The 24,462-nt window shown below is 32.0% G+C and carries 26 protein-coding genes and 1 tRNA gene; 19 read left to right on the top strand and 8 right to left on the bottom strand.

The annotated features are described in order from the left end of the window. Window positions 1-52 precede the first annotated feature (52 nt). The 13 genes from DFQ09_RS00670 (at window position 53) to DFQ09_RS00610 (ending at window position 13,419) form a co-directional block, all read left to right on the top strand. Window positions 53-1,192: an efflux RND transporter periplasmic adaptor subunit gene (locus DFQ09_RS00670; RefSeq protein WP_115807667.1), complete on the top strand. Its 1,140-nt coding sequence runs from the start codon at window positions 53-55 to the stop codon at window positions 1,190-1,192. Next, on the top strand, window positions 1,192-4,389 hold the full coding sequence (locus tag DFQ09_RS00665) for an efflux RND transporter permease subunit (protein ID WP_115807666.1): 3,198 nt from the start codon (window positions 1,192-1,194) through the stop codon (window positions 4,387-4,389). Before DFQ09_RS00670 ends, DFQ09_RS00665 begins: the two co-directional genes overlap by 1 nt. Continuing rightward, window positions 4,379-5,698: a TolC family protein gene (locus tag DFQ09_RS00660; protein WP_115808394.1), complete on the top strand. Its 1,320-nt coding sequence runs from the start codon at window positions 4,379-4,381 to the stop codon at window positions 5,696-5,698. The genes DFQ09_RS00665 and DFQ09_RS00660 overlap by 11 nt, the downstream gene beginning before the upstream one ends. Window positions 5,699-5,703: 5 nt before the next feature. After that, window positions 5,704-5,886, top strand: coding sequence for a CPXCG motif-containing cysteine-rich protein (locus DFQ09_RS00655; protein WP_115807665.1), 183 nt, complete (start codon window positions 5,704-5,706; stop codon window positions 5,884-5,886). A 132-nt stretch (window positions 5,887-6,018) separates the two neighbouring features. Then, complete coding sequence (locus DFQ09_RS00650; RefSeq protein ID WP_245940289.1) at window positions 6,019-6,864, top strand: leucine-rich repeat domain-containing protein; 846 nt, start codon at window positions 6,019-6,021, stop codon at window positions 6,862-6,864. Window positions 6,865-7,038: 174 nt separating this feature from the next. Next, window positions 7,039-7,111 (top strand) — tRNA-Met (locus DFQ09_RS00645). Between the two features lie 224 nt (window positions 7,112-7,335). After that, entirely contained in the window at window positions 7,336-7,866 is a 531-nt protein-coding gene (locus DFQ09_RS00640; RefSeq protein ID WP_115807664.1) for a lipid-binding SYLF domain-containing protein, read from the top strand. A 203-nt stretch (window positions 7,867-8,069) separates the two neighbouring features. Further along, window positions 8,070-8,618, top strand: a complete 549-nt coding sequence (locus tag DFQ09_RS00635; protein ID WP_115807663.1) for a helix-turn-helix domain-containing protein — start codon at window positions 8,070-8,072, stop codon at window positions 8,616-8,618. A gap of 21 nt (window positions 8,619-8,639) precedes the next feature. Further along, on the top strand, window positions 8,640-9,086 hold the full coding sequence (locus tag DFQ09_RS00630) for a response regulator (RefSeq protein ID WP_115807662.1): 447 nt from the start codon (window positions 8,640-8,642) through the stop codon (window positions 9,084-9,086). A 3-nt stretch (window positions 9,087-9,089) separates the two neighbouring features. Beyond that, on the top strand, window positions 9,090-10,868 hold the full coding sequence (locus DFQ09_RS00625) for a CHASE3 domain-containing protein (protein WP_115807661.1): 1,779 nt from the start codon (window positions 9,090-9,092) through the stop codon (window positions 10,866-10,868). 160 nt (window positions 10,869-11,028) lie between these two features. Further along, window positions 11,029-11,181 carry a lmo0937 family membrane protein gene (locus tag DFQ09_RS19035; RefSeq protein ID WP_115807660.1) on the top strand — a complete coding sequence of 51 codons (153 nt, stop codon included), beginning with the start codon at window positions 11,029-11,031 and terminating at the stop codon, window positions 11,179-11,181. 476 nt (window positions 11,182-11,657) lie between these two features. Next, window positions 11,658-12,674 (top strand): helix-turn-helix domain-containing protein, encoded by a 1,017-nt coding sequence (locus DFQ09_RS00615; protein WP_115807659.1) that lies wholly within the window; start codon window positions 11,658-11,660, stop codon window positions 12,672-12,674. A 286-nt stretch (window positions 12,675-12,960) separates the two neighbouring features. Beyond that, window positions 12,961-13,419 (top strand): RNA methyltransferase, encoded by a 459-nt coding sequence (locus DFQ09_RS00610; RefSeq protein WP_115807658.1) that lies wholly within the window; start codon window positions 12,961-12,963, stop codon window positions 13,417-13,419. Window positions 13,420-13,495: 76 nt separating this feature from the next. On the opposite strand, the gene rho is transcribed toward DFQ09_RS00610, so the two are convergent. Further along, the gene (rho, locus tag DFQ09_RS00605; protein WP_115807657.1) at window positions 13,496-15,208 is read right to left on the bottom strand and encodes a transcription termination factor Rho; all 1,713 of its coding nucleotides are present in this window, start codon (window positions 15,206-15,208) and stop codon (window positions 13,496-13,498) included. Between the two features lie 217 nt (window positions 15,209-15,425). On the opposite strand from rho, the gene DFQ09_RS00600 reads away from it, so the two are divergent. Together DFQ09_RS00600 and DFQ09_RS18800 are read left to right on the top strand one after the other, a co-directional pair. Further along, window positions 15,426-15,836, top strand: coding sequence for a DUF4293 domain-containing protein (locus DFQ09_RS00600; protein ID WP_115807656.1), 411 nt, complete (start codon window positions 15,426-15,428; stop codon window positions 15,834-15,836). A gap of 145 nt (window positions 15,837-15,981) precedes the next feature. Beyond that, window positions 15,982-16,137, top strand: a complete 156-nt coding sequence (locus tag DFQ09_RS18800) for a hypothetical protein (RefSeq protein ID WP_181897122.1) — start codon at window positions 15,982-15,984, stop codon at window positions 16,135-16,137. 13 nt (window positions 16,138-16,150) lie between these two features. Here DFQ09_RS18800 and DFQ09_RS00595 read toward each other — a convergent pair whose 3' ends face one another. Next, on the bottom strand, window positions 16,151-16,645 hold the full coding sequence (locus DFQ09_RS00595) for a metallophosphoesterase family protein (RefSeq protein WP_115807655.1): 495 nt from the start codon (window positions 16,643-16,645) through the stop codon (window positions 16,151-16,153). 148 nt (window positions 16,646-16,793) lie between these two features. Between DFQ09_RS00595 and truA the strand changes: the two genes are divergently transcribed. After that, entirely contained in the window at window positions 16,794-17,543 is a 750-nt protein-coding gene (gene truA / locus DFQ09_RS00590; protein WP_115807654.1) for a tRNA pseudouridine(38-40) synthase TruA, read from the top strand. A 34-nt stretch (window positions 17,544-17,577) separates the two neighbouring features. Then, window positions 17,578-19,347, top strand: a complete 1,770-nt coding sequence (locus DFQ09_RS00585; RefSeq protein ID WP_115807653.1) for an ABC transporter ATP-binding protein — start codon at window positions 17,578-17,580, stop codon at window positions 19,345-19,347. On the opposite strand, the gene DFQ09_RS00580 is transcribed toward DFQ09_RS00585, so the two are convergent. From DFQ09_RS00580 to folP, 6 genes are all read right to left on the bottom strand, one after another. After that, the gene (locus tag DFQ09_RS00580; RefSeq protein WP_115807652.1) at window positions 19,344-19,577 is read right to left on the bottom strand and encodes a hypothetical protein; all 234 of its coding nucleotides are present in this window, start codon (window positions 19,575-19,577) and stop codon (window positions 19,344-19,346) included. The two genes, DFQ09_RS00585 and DFQ09_RS00580, sit on opposite strands and share 4 nt — an antisense overlap. An 87-nt stretch (window positions 19,578-19,664) precedes the next feature. Further along, window positions 19,665-20,171 carry a DUF3667 domain-containing protein gene (locus DFQ09_RS00575; RefSeq protein ID WP_115807651.1) on the bottom strand — a complete coding sequence of 169 codons (507 nt, stop codon included), beginning with the start codon at window positions 20,169-20,171 and terminating at the stop codon, window positions 19,665-19,667. Window positions 20,172-20,174: 3 nt separating this feature from the next. Beyond that, window positions 20,175-20,963 (bottom strand): DUF3667 domain-containing protein, encoded by a 789-nt coding sequence (locus DFQ09_RS00570; protein WP_115807650.1) that lies wholly within the window; start codon window positions 20,961-20,963, stop codon window positions 20,175-20,177. Further along, window positions 20,963-21,745, bottom strand: coding sequence for a diadenylate cyclase CdaA (gene cdaA, locus DFQ09_RS00565; protein WP_020896432.1), 783 nt, complete (start codon window positions 21,743-21,745; stop codon window positions 20,963-20,965). The genes DFQ09_RS00570 and cdaA overlap by 1 nt, the downstream gene beginning before the upstream one ends. A gap of 207 nt (window positions 21,746-21,952) precedes the next feature. Further along, complete coding sequence (locus tag DFQ09_RS00560; RefSeq protein WP_147298301.1) at window positions 21,953-22,654, bottom strand: hypothetical protein; 702 nt, start codon at window positions 22,652-22,654, stop codon at window positions 21,953-21,955. A gap of 3 nt (window positions 22,655-22,657) precedes the next feature. Next, window positions 22,658-23,485, bottom strand: coding sequence for a dihydropteroate synthase (folP, locus tag DFQ09_RS00555; RefSeq protein ID WP_115807648.1), 828 nt, complete (start codon window positions 23,483-23,485; stop codon window positions 22,658-22,660). A gap of 95 nt (window positions 23,486-23,580) precedes the next feature. Between folP and DFQ09_RS00550 the strand changes: the two genes are divergently transcribed. Together DFQ09_RS00550 and DFQ09_RS00545 are read left to right on the top strand one after the other, a co-directional pair. Beyond that, window positions 23,581-24,126 carry a DUF1599 domain-containing protein gene (locus DFQ09_RS00550; RefSeq protein ID WP_115807647.1) on the top strand — a complete coding sequence of 182 codons (546 nt, stop codon included), beginning with the start codon at window positions 23,581-23,583 and terminating at the stop codon, window positions 24,124-24,126. Continuing rightward, window positions 24,110-24,400 carry a four helix bundle protein gene (locus tag DFQ09_RS00545; protein ID WP_115807646.1) on the top strand — a complete coding sequence of 97 codons (291 nt, stop codon included), beginning with the start codon at window positions 24,110-24,112 and terminating at the stop codon, window positions 24,398-24,400. Before DFQ09_RS00550 ends, DFQ09_RS00545 begins: the two co-directional genes overlap by 17 nt. Window positions 24,401-24,462: the final 62 nt, after the last annotated feature.

Raw genomic sequence — 24,462 nt, 5'->3', positions numbered from 1 at the left:
CTTCAGTTGGCTTTAAAGTTAGCTTTGTAAATTATTGACGACCAACGTGCTTATGTTAAGAAAAATTATTTTATCCGTTTTAGGAGTTGCATTAATAATTGGTGCAATCATTTTTGCAAATTATCTTATAGATAATAAGCATAAACCGAAACCTGTAATACCAAAAGTTGTTAAAACAGTACTCGTAGATACTGTGAAAAACAGCACAATCCCCATTGTGATTGCTGCAAATGGAAACTTAACTGCTATGCAACGGGTGGAGTTGTACTCTGAAGTTCAGGGATTGTTTTTAACAGGTTCAAAGCTATTTAAGCCAGGTCAGAAATTCAACAAAGGGGAAACATTAATTCGCTTAGATGCATCAGAATATTATGCTAGTGTGCAATCTGCAAAAAGTGATTTGTATAATAGTATTGCAGCTATAATGCCCGATTTACGTTTAGATTTTCCTGATGTATTCCAAAAATGGCAAACCTATTTAAATGGATTTGATTTAAATAAAACCACTCCAAAATTACCTGAAATTTCAGGAGAAAAAGAAAATTACTTCATCACTGGTCGAGGCATTGTAAGCGCTTTCTACAATGTAAAGAACCTAGAGCAACGCTTAACAAAATATAGAATTATTGCACCATTCTCGGGGATATTAACAGAAGCCTTAGTTACAGAAGGGACGTTGGTCAGAAATGGTCAGAAGTTAGGTGAGTTTATAAATCCTTCAATTTACGAAATGGAAGTTGCTGTTAGCAAGTCTTTTGCTGATATACTAAAAGTGGGTGAGAACGTTGCTTTAACAAGCTTAGATAATACCAAGACTTATGAAGGTAAAGTGTCGCGTGTTAACGGAAGTATAGATGCAAATACACAAACCATTACTGCTTATATTGCCGTTGAACATTCGGATCTTAAGGAAGGAATGTATCTTGAAGCAAATTTGAATGCAGAAAAGGTTGAAAATGCTATTGAGATTGACAGAAACTTGTTATTAGATAGTCAAGAAATATATATAATTAAAGATAGTTTACTTGATGTTATAGCCGTGAAACCAGCCCATTTTTCTAATACAAGTGTCGTTTTAAGAGACGTTCCAAACGGAACTATAATTTTAAGAAAACCAGTTCCTGGTGCCTACGCAGGTATGCATGTGAAAGCTGCAAGTAATGGTGATAAAACCTCTGACTCTATTCAATAATGAGAAAAATAATTGAATATTTTATAAGGTATCATGTTGCAGTAAATGTATTAATTCTTGCATTTGTTATTTTTGGTATAATTGGGGCTTTGTCTTTAAAGTCATCTTTCTTTCCTCTTACTGAAACAAAAATTATTACTGTTAGTATTACATATCCTGGTGCTTCACCTCAGGAAATAGAAGAAGGAATTGTACTTCAAATTGAAGATAACTTAAAAGGTCTAAAAGGTGTTGATAGAGTTACTTCTAAGTCGTTAGAAAACAGCGGATCCATAACCGTAGAGATTGAGAAAGGGGAGAATATAGACTTCATGCTTCTAGAAGTTAAGAATGCGGTAGATCGTGTACCATCATTCCCTACAGGTATGGAGCCTTTAGTGGTTTCAAAACAAGAAATTGTAAGAGAAACCATTTCTTTTGCTATAAGCGGAGAGAATATTCCTTTGGTTACTTTAAAACAATTGGCTCGGCAAGTTGAAACCGATCTAAGAGGAATTGAAGGTATTTCTCAAATTGAATTGTCTGGTTTTCCTGAAGAGGAAATAGAAATAGCGGTTAATGAAATAGACTTGTTGGCTTATAACCTAACTTTTGAGGAGGTGGCTTCGGCAGTGAGTAATGCTAATATTTTAGTGACAGGCGGAAATGTAAAAACCGTTGCTGAAGAGTATTTAATTAGAGCTAACAACAGACAGTATTATGGTAAAGAACTCTTAAATATTATTGTAAGAGCGTCTTCTGATGGAAAAGTAATTCGATTAAAAGATGTGGCAATTGTTCGCGATCGTTTTTCTGAAACACCAAACGCGACTTACTTTAATCAGAATTTATCTGTAAATATTGCAGTTACAAGTACTAATAATGAAGATTTAATTTCTTCTGCAGACAAGGTAAATGAATACATTGAAGGGTACAACCAAATGTATAACAACGTGCAATTAGAAGTTGTTAATGATAGATCAATTACCTTAAATCAGCGGACACAACTATTAGCCGAAAATGCCATTGCAGGTATGTTATTGGTATTGCTGTTTTTATCTATATTTTTAAATACAAGATTAGCGCTATGGGTTGCTTTTGGTTTGCCTATTTCGTTCTTGGGTATGTTTATTTTTGCATCTCAATTTAATGTTACCATTAATGTTTTATCACTTTTTGGAATGATTATCGTTATTGGTATTTTGGTGGATGATGCCATTGTAATTGCAGAAAATATTTATCAGCATTACGAAAAAGGGAAATCACCAATTCAAGCTGCGATAGATGGTACCATGGAGGTAATACCACCTGTAGTATCCGCAATTATTACAACGGTTTTAGCCTTTTCATTATTCTTCTTTTTAGATAGTAGAATAGGTGAGTTTTTTAGTGAGGTTGCTGTAATTGTAATTTTAACGCTTATTGTGTCTTTAATAGAAGCGCTTATAATTTTACCAGCGCATTTAGCACATTCTAAAGCGCTAAGAGCTCAGAAAGTAGATGCAAACCCTTCAAAAATAAAACAGTTTTTCTCTTTTATGAAAAACCTTAATAAGGCAGGAGATCGATTTATGTCTTATCTAAGGGATAGAGTTTATACTCCGACTTTAAACTTTGTTTTAAATTTTAAAATTTTATCACTAGGTATATTCGTTGCCTTATTAGTCTTAACACTTGGTTCGCTAGGTGGGGGTGTTATTGGAGTCACTATATTTCCGAGAATTGCGAGTGATTCTGCTAATATAGAATTGGTAATGCCAGCAGGTACGAATGTGAAAATTACAGATTCTATAATTTCTTTAATTGAAGAAAAATCATTTATCGTTAATGAAGAATTGACAGAGAAATATCTAAAAGGCACCGGAAAACAACTATTTGAAAACACAATCGTTGATATTAGTAATAGCTCTAATGCACGATTAAGAATTAACCTTTTACCAGGGGAAGAGCGACCAGACGAAATAAAAGCAGACTTAGTAACTAAGAGATTAGAAGAATTGGTCGGCCCAGTAATAGGAACAGAACGCCTTATCTATGGTTCTGGCGGTAATTTTGGGGGGAGTCCTGTGTCTGTATCGTTATTAAGTAATAATATTGAAGAGCTTAAAGCTTCTAAATTAGAACTGAAAAAATACTTGGAAACTAACCCTTTACTTAAAGATATCGGAGATAATGATCCTGCTGGTATAAAAGAGATACGATTAGAACTCAAAGAAAGTGCTTATTTATTAGGTCTCGATTTAAGAACGGTAATGGCTCAAATTCGTTCAGGATTTTTTGGATCACAAGCACAACGTTTTCAACGTGGACAAGATGAAATTAAAGTTTGGGTACGTTACGACCGAGAAAATAGAAGTTCTATTAACGATTTAGATGACATGCGAATTGTAACTCCAACAGGAGAGCGTGTGACTCTAAAAGATATTGCTAGTTATAGTATTGCAAGAGGAGATGTTGCAATTAATCACTTAGAAGGTAAACGAGAGATTCAGGTTTATGCCGATTTAAAAGATCCAAGTACGAGTAATACAGATATTTTAGAGGATATTAAAACGGTTTTTATTCCACAATTGCAATCTAAATATCCAACTATTAATGCCTCTTTTGAAGGGCAGAATAGAGAAAAAGACAAACTAGTTGGTTCTTTAGGTGTTGCTGGTCCTATTATTTTAATATTAATTTATATCACTATTGCATTTACATTTAGAAGTTACTCGCAACCGTTTTTACTCCTTTTGTTAATTCCATTTAGTTTAACAGCTGTAGCTTGGGGACATTGGTTGTTAGGTTTTCAGGTTAATATTTTATCACTTCTAGGGATTATTGCTTTGATTGGTATTATGGTGAATGATGGTTTGGTTCTAATAGGAAAGTTTAATAGTAATTTAAAAGAAGGGATGACTTTCGATTTGGCATTATCAGAAGCCGGAAAGTCACGTTTTAGAGCTATTTTCTTAACATCATTAACTACTGTTGCAGGTTTAGCGCCTTTACTATTAGAAAAAAGTAGACAAGCACAGTTTTTAAAGCCTATGGCAATTTCTATTTCTTTCGGAATTGCTTATGCTACTATTTTAACCTTGTTGGTACTGCCTTTATTTTTATCGTTTAGTAACAGTATTAAACAGAATGGTAAATGGTTGGCTACAGGAAATAAGATTACCAAAGAAGAAGTAGAACGTGCCATAAAAGAACAAAATGAAGCAAATGATCACTAAAAGCAAACTTACCATTTTGTTTTTTGCATGCTGTCTTGGTTTGCAAGCACAAGAGGTGTTAACAAAAGAGCAAGCCGTTTCTGCAGCTTTAGATAATAACTACGGAGTAAAAATCGCAAAGAATGCGGTTACAGTTGCTGAGAATAATACCAGTATTCTTAATACAGGCTTTCTGCCAACCCTTACTGGTAACGCAGGCGCAAACTATAATTTAGATAATACAGAAGCTGAATTTTCAGACGGAAGACCAGATGCGGTCTTAAATAGAGCCGAAAGTTCAAATTATAATGCCAGTTTGAGTCTGAATTACACATTATTTGATGGCTTAGGTAGGCGTTATAATTATAAACGATTAAAGGAGCAATACCAATTATCAGAATTACAAGCTAGACAAACTATAGAAACGACCATACTTCAGTTATTTTCTGTGTATTATAATGTGGCTCAACTTTCGGATAATTTAAACGCTTTAGAAGAAACGTTGAATAATACAAAAGATAGATTGATAAGAGCTGAATATCAATTTGAATACGGCCAAAACACCAAATTAGAAGTTTTAAACGCGGAAGTTGATATTAACACCGACAGTATCAATATTATTAATACAAGGCAAGATATAAAAACGGCTAAGCGCGACTTAAAATTAGTATTGGGAGAAACATATTCTAATGATTTTAATGTTGAGACAGAAGTAGAGTTTACACTTCAGTTTCAAAAAGATAGTTTATTTGAAAAAGCGAAAACACGTAATGTCGCACTGCTTCAAACTGAAAAAAATATTTTAATTAGTGAGCTCGATATTAATTCAGGTAAATCAGCATATTTGCCAACTATAGGTTTATCGGGTGCTTATGGTTGGAATAAGAATGATAATAATGCCGTAGCACTTTTGGCAGTTTCTACAAATACAGGCTTGTCCGCAGGTTTAAACTTAAGTTGGAATTTGTTTGATGGTGGATCTACTATAACGAGAGTGAGAAATGCTAAGGTAAATCTTGAAACGCAAAAGCTTCAAAAAGAAAGTATCTTACTCAGTATAGAACGTGACTTTAATAATGCTTGGGATAACTACCAGAATAAATTAGAAATTTATAATATTCAGGAAAAGAATATTAAAACGGCTCAGAATAATTTTGACCGTACACAAGAAAAATTCAAAATAGGACAAGTTAATTCTATTGAATTTAGACAAGCGCAAGTCAACCTTCTTAATGCTGAATTAAGTCGGAATCAGGCTAAGTTTTCTGCTAAACTATCTGAGTTAGAAGTGCTTCAAATTAGTGGGGAGTTATTGAATGTTGAACTGTAGATGTTATGGAAGAACATTTTTTTCAGTGCCCTTATTGTTGGGAGCAAATTTCAATGTTGATTGATTTATCTCAAAGCCGTCAAAGCTATATTGAAGATTGCGAAATTTGTTGTAATCCCATTCAACTTTCAATAGATATAAACAATCAAGAAATTGTAAGTTTTCAATATGAAAACATCGAACAATAAAAATTCTTAATGTATTAATTTTTAGCGTTTTGCGTTTTGTGAGCGTGTAGTTCGTCGAAAAAATTTGCAGTTCGTGGTGATAGTAGTTATATTCGTGCTGTTATTGTGTCCCTCCACAAAAAATCAACCACTATGAAGACACTAAAAATAACATTACTATTCTGCTTGGTTTCAATATTCTCTTTTGCAGAAGTTTCTAAAGATCAAAAAACAGCACTTGTAGATTTATACAACGCAACCAATGGCGATTCTTGGACCCAATCATGGGATTTAGACCAACCCGTTTCAAAATGGCATGGAATAACCCTAGACAATGAAAATGTTGTAGCCATAAATTTAAGTTTTAATGGTTTAAATGGAACACTTCCAGAATCAATTTCAAAATTAACACATTTAAAATCTCTTAATTTATCGTTTAATAAAATAGGTGGTGAATTACCAAACACCCTAGTGAGTATGATTAACTTAGAAGAGTTAAAATTATTTTCTAATGTATTTAACGGTGAAATTCCTACTGATATTGGGGATTTAGGAAAATTAAAGTCACTAGAGTTATTTAATAATGACTTTGTAGGTGAGATTCCTTCATCAATAGGGAAGCTAACAAAATTAGAAAGTTTAATATTAAGTAGTAATCAATTAATAGGTCATCTTCCTTCTAATTTATCTAATTTAAAATCCTTAAAAGTTTTAAGCGTTTTCGATAACAGATTACTAGGAACAATACCTTCAACTATAGGAGGATTAGCACAGTTAGAAGAATTAGTATTATCAAATAATGCATTTTATGGTGAGTTACCAAGCGAACTAGCACAATTGACTAATTTAAAAACATTACTATTAGGACAAAATCAATTTAAAGGCAATTTCGCAGCATTGAAGGCGAAGTTCCCAAATATTGTAGACTTTGACTTAGATGATGTCAATAGAAACAGTGCACTAGCGACATTAGATGCAGAGGAAGAAGACGAAAATTAAGCAATAGTTATAGATAATATTTAGTGACGCTCAAATTAATTTAATATTTGAGCGTTATTTTTTTGTTTATACTTTGGTATTCTAAAAAAAGTATTATCTTTGCAGTCCCAAAACGATATGTCGGCATTATGAACCGAAAGTTAAAAGCTAAGAAAATCGTTTTTTGATTAACATCGCGGGATAGAGCAGTAGGTAGCTCGTCGGGCTCATAACCCGAAGGTCACTGGTTCGAGTCCAGTTCCCGCTACTAAGTAAGACAAGGCTTTCGAGAAATCGAAGGCCTTTTTTTTTGACTTCCTTTCATGTCTTCCTATAATTATACTATCATCAATAGCATCAATAATTAATTGTATTGCATTAATTAAGAATGCCTAATACGCCTAATTTTACAATAAGAAATTTAGAGATGGTTAAAGCTGTTTTGTTTTCATACTCTCTCTAAATAAATGTTTAACCAATAAATTTAAAATTATGAAAATTAGAAATTCTATAGTAACGATGGCATTAATGTTTGTAACCGTATTTGCATTTGCTCAGAATAAAGATGATAAACGTGTTATGAAGGATGCCGAAAAAGCAATCTCAACATTGAAGAGTTATGATGTTGGCTTAGAGAAATTTTTTAGTAATTCCTCTGGTTATGTTGTATTTCCAAATGTTGGGGAAGGAGCATTAATTATAGGGGCAGCTTCAGGTAATGGTGTTGTTTATGAAAATGGAGTTCCAGTAGGAATGGCTGATCTGAAAAAATTAGATGTCGGTCTGCAAGCAGGAGGAGAAGCCTATATGCAAGTTATATTCTTTGAAACTGAAGATGCTTTAAACGAGTTTAAGCAAGGAAACTTTGAGTTTTCTGCTGAAGCAAAAGCTGTTATAGTAGATAAAGGAGCTAGTAAAAATGCCAATTATAATGATGGTGTTGTCATTTTTGCAAAATCTAAAGCTGGTGCAATGGCTGATGTTTCAATCGGTGGTCAAAAATTTAATTATTCAGAATTTTAATTGAGTAATTAAAATTTTATCACAAGAAAAGGCCGATTATCATAATCGGCTTTTTTGCATTCTTAAAAGTCTCTAGTTGTAGAAGTAATTATTTATTCTTCATATTTTAATAATTCACAAAAATAACATAGTGAAATATGCGAATTTTAATATTAAATTTGAATAGTGATTAAAGCGTTCAACCTAAAGAACAATACTACAACATGAAATTATTACTAAAATTTGATTTTACTAAGGTTTGCAACACGGTTTTAAAGCAAAAGTTAGAAGCACACCAATTCAATTATCAACAAACTGCATTTGGTGAAATAGAATTGATGGCCAAGGTATCAGAAGAACAATTAAAAAGATTTCATGATGATATAAATGATTATGGGATTGAAATTATAGAAGATCCTAAAAAGATTGTGATTCAAAAAATTAAAGATGTTATTGTAGATATGGTCTTTAATGAAAGGGATGTAAATGTTAAGACTTCAGTTTATTTAGCAGAACAGTTAGAAGAGAATTACAACTATTTATCTAATCTGTTTTCGGAAGTGACATATACGTCCATCGAAAATTTTATTATCTTACAGAAAATAGAATATACTAAAATATTATTGACAAATGAAGAGCTTTCGCTCACTGAAATAGCCTTTAAACTCGACTATTCAAGTGTTGCGCATTTAAGTAAGCAGTTTAAAAATACAACAGGTATTACGCCATCTGCTTTTCAACGAATTATTGCTAAAAGAAAACAAATAAATTAACCTAACCTTAATTTTGTAAGTATGAATAGCGATTATATTAATATAGCATTGGCTGATGATGATGAAGACGACAGATTGTTTTTTACAGAGGCTTTTGATGAATTGAAACTTAAAAGTAAAGTTCTACTTTTTAAGGATGGTATAGAATTAATGGAGTATTTAAATGATGGAGACAATACACTTCCAAGCCTTTTGTTTCTCGATTTAAACATGCCAAAGAAATCAGGGTTAGAATGTTTAAAAGACATCAAAGCTACCGAACGCTTACGAGAAATGGTAATTGCCATATACTCTACATCAGCTTCTGAAGAGGATATTGAAAATACCTTTGTTAAAGGAGCCAATGTGTACATTAAGAAACCCAATGATTTTGAAAAGCTTAAAAAAGTTCTTTCAGAAGTCGTAACAACCAATTGGCAATATCAAACCAGTGGTTTAAATAAAGACAATTTTTTATTAAGATTATAACCTATGCCTACACCTTCTAGCAGATATCTAAGAACCGCGTTTATTGTTGGTCTTTTCGTTATTTTATGTATTGGTGGTTTTACATATAAACATATTAGTGAGCTCTCTCAAACATCAAAAGTTGTTAAAGATAATTATTCATTAAGAAGTGAGCTAGAACTCATTATTTCTAATCTTAAGGATGCCGAAATAGGACATAGAGGTTTTTTGCTCACACACGATTCTTTATTTCTGAATCCGTATGAAGAAAGTTTACAAAAAGTAACTAGTAACCTTCATAAATTAGATACACTGATTGTATCTAATGGAGAACAAGTAGAAAAACTTAAAGAGTTAAAGGGGGATATTAAGAAGCGCTTCAACAATTTTGATAAATCATTTAGTCTTGCTAAGGATGATACAATTCTAACACAAGACTTATTATTTTTACTGCATGAAGGTGAAATAAGGATGGACAGAATTCGTGCAGATATCACTGCAATGTTAGATTTAGAGCAACGTCTGTTAACACACAATCAAGAGATAAATGAGAAAAAGATAGGTTTAACTCCCTTATTATTTTATGGCCTACTAATAGTTACGTTAGTTATTCTTCTATTGGCTTATTTTAAAATGAGTAAGGATTTAAAAGCTCTTAAAGAGAATAATATTGAATTAGAAATTTTTGAAAAATTAACCAAGCAATCTGAAATTGTGAGTAATACCAGTACTTGGGTCTGGTATATTGAAGACAATGAATTTGAATTTTCAGATAATTTATACCGTTTGGTAGGTGAAGAACCACAAAGTTTTGAGCCGACTTTAGAGAATTTTTATAAATACGTACACGAAGAGGATATTAATCATTTGGGGCAGCAAATTAATATGATGATGCGAGAAGAGGAATTGCCTTTTACAACGTATCGTGTAGTTCATAAAGATGGAACCATAAGACACTTAAAGGCTTATTCTAAAATGATGGATGATACAGAAGGTGATAAAAAAATGTTTGGTGTCACTATTGATGTTACAAATGAATTAGAAAATTATCGAATCATTGAGCAGCGCAACCAAGAATTAGAACGTACTAATAAAGAACTGTCTGCATTTAACTATGTTGCGAGTCATGATTTACAAGAGCCGCTAAGAAAAATTCAGACCTTTATGTCGCGATTAGAGGCTAAAGAAAAGGATCATATTTCCGAAAGTGGGCAACTTTATATTCAAAGAATGAAATCTGCATCTGCCAGAATGCGCATGCTTATAGAGGATTTGTTACAATATTCTCGAACAAACACATCAGAAAAAGAGTATTTAAGAACAAATATGAATATGCTATTAGAGCATGCTAAAACAGAGCTTTTAGATAGCATTGAAGAAAAACAAGCTACAATTATTTGTGATGATTTACCGACAATGGATGTGATTTCATTTCAAATTCAACAATTATTTATTAATATAATAAGTAATTCATTAAAGTATAGTCGTGAAGGAGTTCCGCCAATAATCGAAATTACACACCAAGAGGTGCTCTCTAAGGATGTAGAAGAGATTAAAGACTCGTTATATAAGTTTCACCATAAGATTACCTTTAAGGACAATGGTATTGGGTTTGAGCAAACGTATGCCGATAAGATTTTCTTACTATTTAATAGGTTACACGGTAAATCTGAATATTCTGGTACCGGTATCGGTTTAGCAATTTGCAAAAAGATTGTAGAAAACCACAAGGGAGTTATTTTGGCGGAAAGTATGCCCAATGCTGGTGCCTCATTTATTATTTACTTGCCGTTTTTAAAATAGTATAAACATTTTCTGAAATTGTATAACATGCTCTATTTCTAATTGAGCATATTTGTTAAGAACTGACCGTCATTTTATAATTGCTTAAAGTTTGTTTTAAAATTGTTTGAAGCAAATTTCCCTATAAAGTTGATGCCCTTAATTAAATCGTTTTTCTACAATGAAGACTTTTATTTATGCTTTTTTAGTATTACTAGTTATCCTTTGGGCTATTGGATTTTTTGTCTATGCATTATCTGCCGTCATTCACTTATTACTAATATTGGCTATTATTTTACTTGTAGTGGTTAATAGAAATAATTCTAAGGAGTAACAGAAACCTTATTCAAGGTTATCTCAATTCAAATTTTTATTTAAGTACATTTTTCTATTTCTCAGCGATGTCTATTTACGCTATGTTATAAGTGTAGCTTCAACTTTTGATAGGCTGATGTCTAACTTTTTGGGCATCTAATTAGCGCTTTTTTAAGTTTTGTTTAACAGTAATTCGGAATAATATAACAAAGCTAGGGAATTGTATAACACAGTAAGCCTAAAGAGTTCGTTACTTTGACATAAGAAAATTAACCTAATCCATCACACCATGAAAATATCATCTAAACACTTACAAAAGCAATTTGCTAGAGTTGGAAGAATTTTTCCAAAACGCAAAATTGAAGTTGCATATTCAGAACTGGAGTATTCAAAATTGAATGCTATAGTAAGCTCCAAAAAGACCTTTTAAACTTACAAGATTACCATCCTACTTAAGACTAATAAAATTACTGTCTAACCAAAAAACAAACACATATGAAAACTATAGAGATTAAAGCAAATAATTTACAATTTATGTTTCACGCTTTAAATAATGAAGTTGGTGGAACTTTTACAACAAACCGAAGAGAGGTTGAGTTAAAAATTGATAATGAGTTAGGCGTAGGGATAATTAGAGGTATAGAATTAGAGAGACATACAGTTTTTATAGAGTTTGATGTAAAATTTAAAGAAGACGTAACGTTCGTAGTTGAAAGCTCAAAACGATCAGTTGTAAACTTTTTATATTGTTCGGAAGGAAAATTAAAACATTCTTTCAATAATGATAGGAATTCAAACATTGTGGAGACATTTCAAACAGGTATTTCCGCTAATATTGAAACTAGTGAAAACCATATCAGCTTCTTTAAAGATATCTATGTTAACTCTACCATTATTTCGGTTAACACGTCTGAGAAGAGTTCAGCTAAACACCATATAAATAATATGGTTTCAGAACTTTTCATTTCAGGGAACACAGCAGATTATAGTTATGTAGGTTCTTATAACTTAAAAATTGCAGAAAATATTAAGCAATTAAAGGCTATAAAACAAGATGGTGTTGTAAGAACATTATTAATTCAAGGTTTAGTAAACTTTATATTAGCAATGGAAATAGAACAACACTCAATGGATGTAAAAAGTTCTCAAAACCCTACAGGATCATTAACTAGTTTTGAATTAAAACAAGTAAAAGAATTATCAGATTTCATTAATAATTTTCCTGAAACCAATTTGAGTGTTACAGAATTAGCAGCAAAGATTTCTATAAGTCCTGCTAAAGTTCAAGAAGGATTTAAACTGATGCATGGTAAAACGTTAAATAATTTTATCAGATCGGTGAGAGTTAAAAAATCTGAAGAGCTAATTAAAAACACAGATTTAAATATTTCGGAGATTGTATATTCTCTTGGGTTTTCTAGTAGAAGTTATTTCTCTAAAATATTTAAAGCGCAATATAATTGCTCGCCAATTGAGTATAAACAAAACATTAAGTTAGCTGCAACAGCATAATATATACTAATAAAATTGACTATTTGAAAAAGAATGAAGAGAGAAAGGTCACATTGAGCGCAGTCGAAAACTTATAGGGATTTAATTCTTCGACTGCACTCAAGCTGACATAAGTTAGAAATGTATTATACTAAATGTATGTAAAATATTATAAAGATTAAGTTAGCTGTAACAGCATAATATATATCAGATGGAGGTTGTATAAATATTAATTAAAATATTTATACAACCTCTTTTTTTTTATGATTTTGAATCAAAAAATAATTCAAATTTTTATTTTTGAGTCATGAATGATAATTTTACAAATGAATTCTTCGGAATTGGAATTCAGAATGGAAAAACACCAGAAAATCTTGGGGTGCTTTGGAGATCTGCTCAAAATTTAGGGGCGAGTTTTATTTTTACAATAGGAAATCGTTATGCTAAACAGGCGTGCGATACGCACAATGCAGTGAAGTCCATGCCCTATTTTCATTATGATACCTTTGAAGAGTTTTTTAATAATATCCCTAAAGGAGCAAGGCTTGTTGGAGTAGAGTTAACAGAAGAAGCTGTGCCTTTAGAAACGTTTAAACATCCTAGACGTTGTGTTTATTTATTAGGAGCAGAAGATCATGGTTTGTCTAACCAGGCGATTGAAAAAAGTCATTTTTTAATAAAATTCCAATCCCAACTAAGTCTTAATGTGTCGGTAGCAGGTAGTATAGTGATGTACGATAGAGGTATTGATAAACCTAGGGTTTAATTCAAATAAAAAAAAAAGCATAAAAAAACCTTGAAAGCTAATTTCAAGGTTTTTTTAGTTTTATATATTCAGGCTATTAGCCATTCATAGAAATTAAGAACTCTTCATTGTTTCTTGTTTGCTTAAAACGGTCATTAATGAATTCCATAGCTTCAACTGGGTTCATATCTGCAAGATACTTACGCATCACCCACATTCTTTGTATTGTAGTTGCATCTAATAAAATATCATCGCGTCTTGTGCTTGATGAAGTTAAATCGATAGCAGGGAAAATACGACGGTTAGAAATCTTACGATCTAATTGTAGTTCCATGTTACCAGTTCCTTTAAATTCTTCAAAGATAACTTCGTCCATTTTAGAACCAGTTTCTGTTAATGCTGTAGCAATAATAGTTAAAGAACCACCATTTTCAATGTTACGTGCAGCTCCAAAGAAACGTTTTGGTTTGTGTAAAGCATTAGCATCAACACCACCAGAAAGAATTTTACCAGATGCTGGTTGTACAGAGTTATAAGCTCTTGCCAAACGCGTAATAGAATCTAATAAGATCACAACATCGTGTCCACATTCTACTAAACGTTTTGCTTTTTCTAAAACGATATTTGCAATTTTTACATGCTCGTGTGCTTCTTTATCAAAAGTAGAAGCGATAACTTCTCCACTAACATTACGTTGCATATCTGTAACTTCTTCAGGACGTTCATCAATTAATAAAATCATTTGATAAACCTCAGGATGATTCGCTGCAATAGCATTGGCAACATCCTTAAGTAACATTGTTTTACCTGTTTTTGGTTGCGATACAATCATACCACGTTGTCCTTTACCAATTGGTGCGAACAAATCCATAATACGTGTAGAAATTGTTGCTTGCTTTTCGGCAATATTAAATTTCTCTTGTGGAAATAGTGGTGTTAAATGTTCAAAAGCAACTCTATCTCTTACCACATTAGGCAATTGACCGTTAATTTTGCTAACTTTAATTAAAGGGAAATATTTTTCACCTTCTTTTGGTGGACGTACATTTCCTAGTACAGTATCACCAACTTTAAGTCCAAATAAACGAATTTGAGATTGAGATACATAAATATCATCAGGAGACGATAGATAGTTATAATCTGAGGATCTTAAAAATCCATAACCATCTTGCATAACATCTAAAACACCTTCACTTTCAATAATAGCATCGAATTCAAAATCTGGCTCACGATAGCGATTTCTGCTATCTTTATTACCATTGCTTTTTGAATTATTACCATGAGTATTACCATCTTTAGAACGTGGTTGCCTATCGTTTTGTGGACGACGTTTATCATCTTTACGAGGATTAGGTTTCTTTTGTTCTTGTGGTTTGTTCTGAGGCTTCTCTTTTACAGGTTTTTCTGTATTAGATTTTTCCTCTTTATTCTTAGTATCCTGCGGTTTATTTTCCTGTGGCTTACGCTCTTGGGGTTTACGAGGATTTGGTTTGTTTTGTACTTGAGGCTTTGCTTTAGAGTCTTCTTTCTTGTCAGCAAACTCTATAGATTTTTGCTCTTCACTCTCTTTAGGTTTTTGTGGAACTCTAGCGCGTTTTGGAGCTGGTTTAGTCTCCTTTGCTTCAGTTGCTACTGATGTCTCAGTTGCTACCTTTGCCTTTACAGCACTAGGGTTAGCTGCTTGGTAATCTAAAATTTGATAAACCAAGTCTAGCTTTTTTTGTGTACGGTATTTAGGTACGTTTAGTTGTTTTGCTATCTCCTGTAATTCAGGAAGTTTTTTAGCCTTTAACTGAGAAATTTCAAACATTCTATATGTTGTATATGTATTATAATTTTGATATTATTAATTCAATATTTTCTAGATGAAATAAAAAGAAAAAAAGTGAGATTAATTTGGAAGATTAGGCGGATGCAACTCAGTACGTTACTTCTTTCTATTGCAATAATACAATTTTATTTTAAAATAATTTCTATCTTTTTAAAAAATAAACTCCTAATTTTGCAGAGCTTTTTTAATAAAAGATATGATTCAACGCATTCAAACTCTATATTTACTTTTAGCTGTTATAATTTCAGCAGGCTTAATCTTTGTTTTTCATTTATGGACGGACAATGAAGGAGCAAAAGTATATGCTTTAGATAATTATTTGTATTTAGGTTTGTTTTTAGGCTCAGCTTTATTAGCTTTGACATCAATATTTAGATTTAAAGACAGGAAATCTCAATTTGTTTTGGGACGACTTAATATAATATTAAACTTTATTTTACTAGGAATCTTTGTATATCAATCGCTAAGCTTATCTGGAGAAATTAACATTTCTGAGAAAGGTATTGGGATTCTTCTTCCTATTTTTTCTATTGTGTGTTTAGTCTTGGCTAACAAGGCTATTAAAAAGGATGAAGATCTCGTGAAATCTGTAGATCGATTACGATAGACCTAAAATCTTAGTAGTATTAGTGTGAAAACCCAGACGCTGCCGTCTGGGTTTTTTTTGTCTTTTAGTGAAAAATATATTTGTTTTAGAAAATTTTGTAATTTAGTTGAAGGCTGTAAATGCCTTCAGTTAACAAACGATATAAATGAGAAAACAAGTTGTTTTACATGTATTAGCCGCTTTAGTTTTAAGTTTCTTACTATATAAATTGGCTTCATTTACTATGGGAACGTCACTATTTATAGGTGTAGGAACCGCTCTTTTGGGATTGATATATAGTGCAAGGGGGGCTAAAAAGTAATTTAATCTCAAAATTACCTAGTTTCAAACTCTATAACTTCTAAGTCCTTAATTGCTGCACCGTCAATTTTAAACCGCAACATCGTCCGCACGTTATGAAACCCATGTTTTCCAGCTGCCCCAGGATTCATATGAATTAAATTTAATTTTTTATCTGGCATTACTTTTAAGATGTGAGAATGCCCTGTTATAAACAATTTTGGTGGGTTTGCAACTAATGCATCACGAACATTGCTGTTGTATTTTGGAGGATAACCACCAATATGAGTTATCCAAACGTCAACATCTTCGCACATAAATCGGTTATGAAGCGGGAATTCAGTTCGTGCTTTAGCATCGTCTATATTACCGTAAACAGCTCGTAAAGGTTTTAAATTTTTAATTTGATCAGTAACCTCTAAATCTCCGATGTCGCCTGCGTGCCATACTTCATCAGCCTGTTTTACATGTTTAAGAATGGCGTCGTCGATGTAACTGTGTGTGTCTGATAATAGGAGTATTTTTTTCATTATAACGCTGAACTTAATTCAGTATGTTTTCCTGTATTCTTTCCTGAAAAAAGAAGGTTTATATCTCTAATGTTTTGTTAAGGAGATTCCTGCCTTCGCAGGAATAAAGTTATCTTTGTAGATTCCGAAGCAAAAATAATGTAATCTTTTGAGATATTTTTTAGAGTTATCATATAATGGTAAAGCATATCATGGTTGGCAAAATCAGCCCAATGCTATTTCTGTACAAGAAGTAATAGAAAAGGCGCTTTCTACCATTTTGAATACTAAAATATCTATAATGGGAGCAGGTAGAACAGATACTGGGGTGCATGCTTCACAAATGTTTGCGCATTTTGATTATGATGGAGATTTTAAGTCTATAGATATCATCTATAAACTGAATTCATTTTTACCAAAAGATGTGGCAATCACTTCTGTTTTTGAAGTGAAGCCAGAGATACATGCTAGGTTTTATGCGGAAAGTAGAACGTATAACTATAAAATCTCGACGTCTAAAAATGTATTTAATTACGATTTTGCCTACCAAATACAATCACCTTTAGATCTTGAAGCGATGAATGAAGCTTGTAAAATCTTATTTCAGTATAAAAATTTTCAATGCTTTTCAAAAACGAATACTGATGTAAAAACGTATAATTGTGATATAAAAGAGGCACATTGGACAAAAATCAATGAGCAACTTGTTTTTACAATTACTGCGGATCGGTTTTTAAGAAATATGGTTAGAGCCATTGTTGGTACAATGGTTAATATTGGTTTAGGAAAAATGAAACCTGAGGAATTGCATGCTATTATTGCTTCAAAGAATAGGAGTGAAGCCGGATTTTCAGTTCCTGCACATGGCCTGTATTTAGTAAATATAGTGTATCCTAAAACGATAAGAATAGAAAATTAAATTGAAGAGGTTCCCAGTTTTTAGGGAAATAAGTATGACAGATAAAAAGAAAAAAATATTTGATGTATCGTTGTTTACACGATTGTTGAAATACATAAAACCGTACCGTACGGTTTTTATTATTTCATTGTTTTGTGTTGTTGGCTTGGCGGTATTCGGTGCTTTTAGACCTTATGTTTTAAAAGAGGCTATTGACGTTAAAATTGCAAATAAGGAGTATAATGGCTTTGTAATTTACATGGTTATAATGCTTGCATTATTAATTTTTGAAGTTGTATCCCAATTGCTTTTTATCTATTATGCAAGTTGGTTAGGACAATCTGTGGTTAGAGATATTAGGGTGAAATTATTTAAGCACATGCTTAAGTTTAAAATGACCTATTTCGATAAATCTTCAGTTGGTGTTTTAATAACAAGAGCTGTCACAGATATGGAGCGTATTGCTGATATTTTTGGTGAAGGCTTATTCATGATTTTTAGTGACATTTTAAAAATGATTGTAGTCGCAGGATTTATGTCATTTATTAATTTAAAATTGAGCCTTATTGTTTTTGTTACAATGCCAATAGTTTTATTCGCCACTAAGATTTTTCAGAAGTATATGAAAATTGCTTTTGAAGACGTGCGTACGGAAGTTTCAAATTTGAATTCTTTTGTTCAAGAACGTGTTACAGGAATGAAAATATTACAATTGTTTACACGTGAAACTACTGAATATAAAAAGTTTAAAGCTATTAATGAACGTCATAAAAAAGGATGGTTAAAAACGGTTTGGTATAATTCTATTTTCTTTCCTATTGCAGAGTTTTTAGCGTCATTAACAATGGCGATGGTTATTTTGGTAGGTGGTTTTAATGCTATTTCTGAAAATGCAGGTACAACATTGGGAGATTTAATTGCTTTTACGATGTTTATACCAATGTTGTTTAGACCTTTAAACCAAATCGCAAATAAGTTCAATACGCTTCAAATGGGAATGGTCGCTGCAGATCGTGTTTTTAAAGTGTTAGATACAACCTCTAATATTGATGATTCTGGTACTATTGAAGCCAGTCATTTTAAAGGACATATTTCATTTGAAGATGTACGATTCTCTTATATTAAAGATGAAGAAGTTCTTAAAGGTATTTCGTTTAATGTTAAAGCTGGTGAAACCGTTGCTATAGTTGGGGCAACAGGAGCTGGAAAATCTACTATTATTAATTTATTGAATCGTTTTTATGAAATCAATTCAGGAACTATAAAAGTTGATGATATCGATATTAAGGACATGACCTTAAGCTCGCTTAGAAGCCAAATTGCAGTAGTGTTACAAGATGTGTTTTTATTTGCAGATACTATTTTAAATAATATTTCGCTTAATAATCCTAACATTACAGAAGCCGATGTTGTAAACGCTGCTAAAGCAATAGGAATTCATGAGTTTATTTCTAGTCTTCCTAATGGGTATCATTATAATGTTAAAGAACGTGGTGTCATGTTATCTTCTGGTCAACGTCAATTAATTTCTTTCTTAAGAGCTTATGTGACTAACCCTAGTATATTAATATTGGATGAAGCCACATCTTCTGTAGATTCCTATTCTGAGCAACTCATACAAGATGCTACTGATAAAATTACAAAAGGAAGAACCTCAATTGTAATTGCTCACCGATTAGCTACGATACAGCAGGCTGATAAAATTATAGTGATGGATGCAGGAGAAATTGTTGAAATCGGAACCCACAAATCTCTCCTTCAAAAAGAAGCAGGTTATTATAAAAATCTTTATGAAGTTCAGTTTTTAAAGGTTGAAGTGGCTTAATTTGCTGACTTTGCTTTAGAAGCTTCTTCTCCTATTTTTTTGCCAGCTTCAAAGGCTGGTCCAAATGTTTCTTGTAAATCACCTGTGAAGAACAATACAACAAACAGAATTATTGTAATAATAACGAAGGTTATTCCTAACACAACAAAAAACAATAATGTTCTAACTATAATATCAGAAGTGCTAAGTTCTAATAGTCGTTTAAGAACGTATGCTGAATAGATGATCATTAATGGCACCATAAGCATTCCAACAATGCTTGAGCTTATTCCTAAGACTCCTAAAGTAATTATGACTATTGCACTGGCTATTGATATTTATGCTTGTATATACATAAAAACAACAAGCAACTCTGTGTAGTTGTATTTTTTGATATTGAAGAATGTAATCCGAGCCATTAAAGCATACAAAGGCACATATAGCATCATTAGTATGGATTGATACTCTTCAATAAATGACATATTCTTTTTCTGAAACTCTTCTTGACCAGAAATAGTCATTTGAGAAAAATCGAAGGTTTCGGGAAAGAATTTTTTAACTATTATAAGGTAAAACCCAGATATGGTTATGGCTAATGCAAAATAGCTAATGACATTAACGTGTTTTTTTCGTGTACCATTTACGTAACCATCTATAACATCTTCCGGTTGTTTAAAAAGTTGAACAAAAGTTCGCAATAACTTGTTATCATAATTGAAAAACGTTTCACTAATATGCTCAAAAAGATTTCTGAAAGTCAAACGATTTCTAATCACTTTACCACCACAGCATTTACAATAATCATCTTTTGTTGATAGCTCTGTGTGGCAGTTTTTACAATTCATAATTTAAATTTTAAAATAACCATTAAAAAATAAAACTATAGCCGCGATTATAATTAGGATAAAATAGATAACCATATAAAAAACCATCACAATTAAAAATTTAGCAACTGTATTCCAAAAATCTTCTTTAAATACTTTTTTTAATACGTATGCTAAATAGATAAAAGTAGGTAAGCCAAGAATAGTTGATACGATTAGATAATTCATACCAATAACTAAGAACAATATGCTAAATACAGCTGTTATTATGATGATTTGAGCTGAATAATAAAGATTTATAACGAGGTGTTCTGTAAAATTAAAGCGCTTATCTCCAATAATAAAATAGACTAGCCAAGTTGCTAATGAAGAAACCGGAACACCCAAAATATATATTAAACCTTGATGCTTTGTGAAGAAATCGGGATTAAAACCTGCCATAGAATTGATGTTTTTCTCTGGCATGTTTTCTATTGCTTTAGCAAACTCTGGCGTAAAATCTAAGGCGTCTCTAAAAAATGTAGTAAGTAAAAAGACCTGAATACCAGCTAATGTTAAAGCAATTGCAAAATATTGAAGGACATCAATATACTTTTTTCGAGTACCATTAATATAACCCACGATTACAGTTTCTGGTTGTCTAAAAAGATCAATGAATGTGCGAAGAAATTTATTGTCTATAGAAATAAACTGCTCATTAACTTGTTGTGCTAATACTTGTGGTTTTAAGCGATTTTGAATGATTTTCGCGCCACATTCATCACAAAACTTCTGTGATGCTTTAAGCGTGTTATTACAATTTTTACAGTTCACTAACCTAAATCGTGTTTGATTTTATCTCTAAGTTCGTCCGTATTTTTAAACATTTCAAATTCTCCATTTTTAATATAAGAAATCTGACCTGTTTCTTCACTCACACAAAGTGCAATGGCATCTGTTTTTTCTGTAATACCAATGGCAGCTCTATGACGTAAACCAAAACGTTCCGGAATATTCTTCTCGTTATTAACAGGAAGAATAACACGTGTGGCTTTTACCACGTTTTTATCGATAATAATGGCGCCATCATGTAATGGGCTATTTTTAAAAAAGATACTTTCTATAATGGGCTGAGACACTAAAATATTCATCTCATCTCCGGTGTTTGTTAAGAAATCTAAATTGTTGTTACGCTCAATAACGATTAAAGCTCCGGTGTTAGACGCTCCCATTTTATTACAAGCATTAATAATAGAATCCACATCGGTTGTGGTTTGGTCGTCGTTTTTAAGAAACTTAAAGTTTTTAAACAGATTTCGCTTTCCGCTAATATTCGTAGAACCTACCATTAAAAGAAACTTTCTAATTTCGGGTTGAAATACGACGATTAAAGCGATAATACCAACTTTCATAAAACCATCAAAAATGCTGTAAAGCATGTGCATATTGAGGTAATCTGTTAATCGCCAGGCAAAATAAATGATTAGAATACCAATAAAAATATTGATGGCAACCGTACCTTTTACAAGCTTGTAGATGTAATAGAGTAGGATAGCCACAAGGAAGACATCCACAAAGTCTATAAATCTAAAATCCCAAAGTTGTAAGTTTTCCAAAAGGCTGGTGTTTCTGCTAATTTAGTAATTTATGTTAAGTACGTAAGTAAAAATAATAATTGTTAGCTCATTTACTTTTTCGATATTAAAATATTTATACCCCTAAAGTCCCCTCAAGGGGACAATCCAAGAACGTTTAATTTGTCCGTTGTCCCCTTGAGGGGACTTTAGGGGTGTTTTTTCAAAACGTATAAATCTTTTTATTATTTAATAAATGAATTCGTTAAAATCCACCGAAATTAAATCTGATGTTAAAGAATTAATTTTTCTTCTAATAGTTATATAATCTTGAAATGATAAATTCTCATCGAAGTAGAGTTGTAAATGAATTCCGATAAAATTAATTTCCGTCAACTTGTTGAGTTTATTTTTTAACTCATAGATTTTTGATTCTTGTTCACCAATTTCGAAGTGATTACTGTCTTTAAAGATTAATGGAATTGTTGAGCTGGCATGGAAACCTGCAACTCTTTTCAAGTTTTCTTCGGTAGGCATGTTGTATTTATGATAGACCGTATCAATTTTGATTTTTTCTTTAAATACCACATCCGTAAATTCAATAAACCCCAAACTCCCAATACTCGTATCATTACATGTAAAATAATTTTTAGCATTCTCGTTTTTGTGCATTTTAGCATTTCGCTTTTTTTCTTGCATCAATATAATCTTAGGAATCGCTTGTTTTAAGGTTAAGCGCTTATCTACATTCACTAACCAATTGGTTGTGCTAATTAAATTTTTGCGATTCAATAATGTAGAATCTAGTTCTGTTTCATCATAAAAAATATAAGCAGGTGACACGTCTAAGACTTCGGTGATTTCGGCATTTTCAATTTCAGGCAAGTATAAAAGGCGTTCGTTATTGCAACTAAAACAGCATAAAATAATAAGTAGATAAATATAGCGCATGGGTTAATTAGATTTCAATTGGTTATAAAGTGTTACACATTCCATCGCTTCTTTGACGTCGTGTGCACGTAAAATTTTCGCACCTTTTTGTAACGCCACCATATGTAACGCAGTGGTGCCGTTGAGGGCATTTTCAGATGTTGAATTTAACGTTTTGTAAATCATAGATTTTCGAGATACACCAGCTAAAATAGGTTTGTCGGTAAGTTGAAGCAATTCGAGTTGATTGAGTAATTCAAAATTTTGGTCTACTGTTTTTGCGAAACCAAATCCAGGATCAATAATAATATCATTAATTTTTTCTTGGTGTGCCGCTGCGATACGTTCTGCAAAATAAGCAATCACCTCTTTAGTTACATCAGTATATGTTGTATGCTGTTGCATGGTTTTGGGATTCCCTTTCATATGCATCATTATATAAGGCACGCCTAATTTTCCAACTGTAGAAAGCATGTTTTCATCGAGCTTTCCTGCTGAAATGTCATTAACTAGTGCAGCTCCTGCTTCAATACTTTGTTTAGCAACCTCACTTCTAAAGGTGTCAATAGAAATTAAAGTATCCGAAAAATGTTTCAAGATTAATTTAATGATAGGAATGACGCGGTTTAATTCTTCTTCCTCACTAATAGCATCAGCATTTGGTCTAGAACTATAACCACCAATATCAATAAAAGTAGCTCCATGGTTTAGCATGGTTTCAACTTGATTTAAAATAGCCGTTTCATCTTTATATTTTCCACCATCAAAAAACGAATCTGGCGTAACATTCAATATACCCATCACTTTTGGTGTGGATAAATTGATTAATTTTCCTTTACAATTTATATTCATGTTTACTCTAAAAAAGGCGTTAAGAAAACTTTAAACCCCAAACTTTGAACTTCTAATTTATTTATGCGAAATTTACGGAAATTATAACGTAATAGATGCAAGATACTTCAAAACAATACGATGCTGTTATCGCTAAATGTAGAGCGCTTTTTGTAAATAAAATGAGTGATTATGGGAGTGCATGGCGCATTTTAAGATTGCCATCTTTAACCGATCAAATTTTTATAAAAGCACAGCGCATTAGAGGATTGCAACAAAATGCGGTTAGAAAAGTAGATGAAGGAGAGGTAAGTGAATTTATCGGTATTATTAATTATTGTTTAATGGCTTTAATTCAGTTAGAAAAAGGAGTGGTAGAACAACCCGATTTAAACACTGAAGAAGCGGCTAAACTTTACGATGAAAAAATTGCACTCACCAAACAATTAATGCTCGATAAAAATCACGATTATGGTGAGGCTTGGAGAGATATGCGTGTAAGTTCGTTAACGGATTTAATCTTACAGAAATTATTACGTGTAAAGCAGATTGAAGACAATGCAGGAAAAACACTAGTAAGTGAAGGTATTGATGCTAATTATCAAGACATGATTAATTATGCGATTTTTGCTTTAATTCACTTAGGTGAATCAAAGCAATGATCAAAATACAATTCCGAATTTAGAAGATTGTAAGCAATTGGTGAGATCGTCCGGTTCAGTTGGGGCAAATTATATTGAAGCTAATGAAAAGTTAGGGGATAAAGATTTAAAGTTTCGATTAAGAATTTCTAGAAAAGAGGCAAAAGAAAGTGAGTATTGGCTGAAGCTTTTAAAGGAATTAAACGAAACTCATAAAGACAGAATTGAAGAATTAATTTTAGAAGCGAGCGAACTTAAGAAAATTCTCTCTGCCATTATAAACAAATTGAAGTAGAACAATAAAGTTGAATGTTAAGTTTTTTGGAATTTAGTTTTTGATTTTTGGAATTAAAATAT

The organism is Winogradskyella pacifica (assembly GCF_003386275.1).
GTDB lineage: Bacteria > Bacteroidota > Bacteroidia > Flavobacteriales > Flavobacteriaceae > Winogradskyella > Winogradskyella pacifica.
This window is presented reverse-complemented; position numbering and strand designations above follow the sequence as displayed.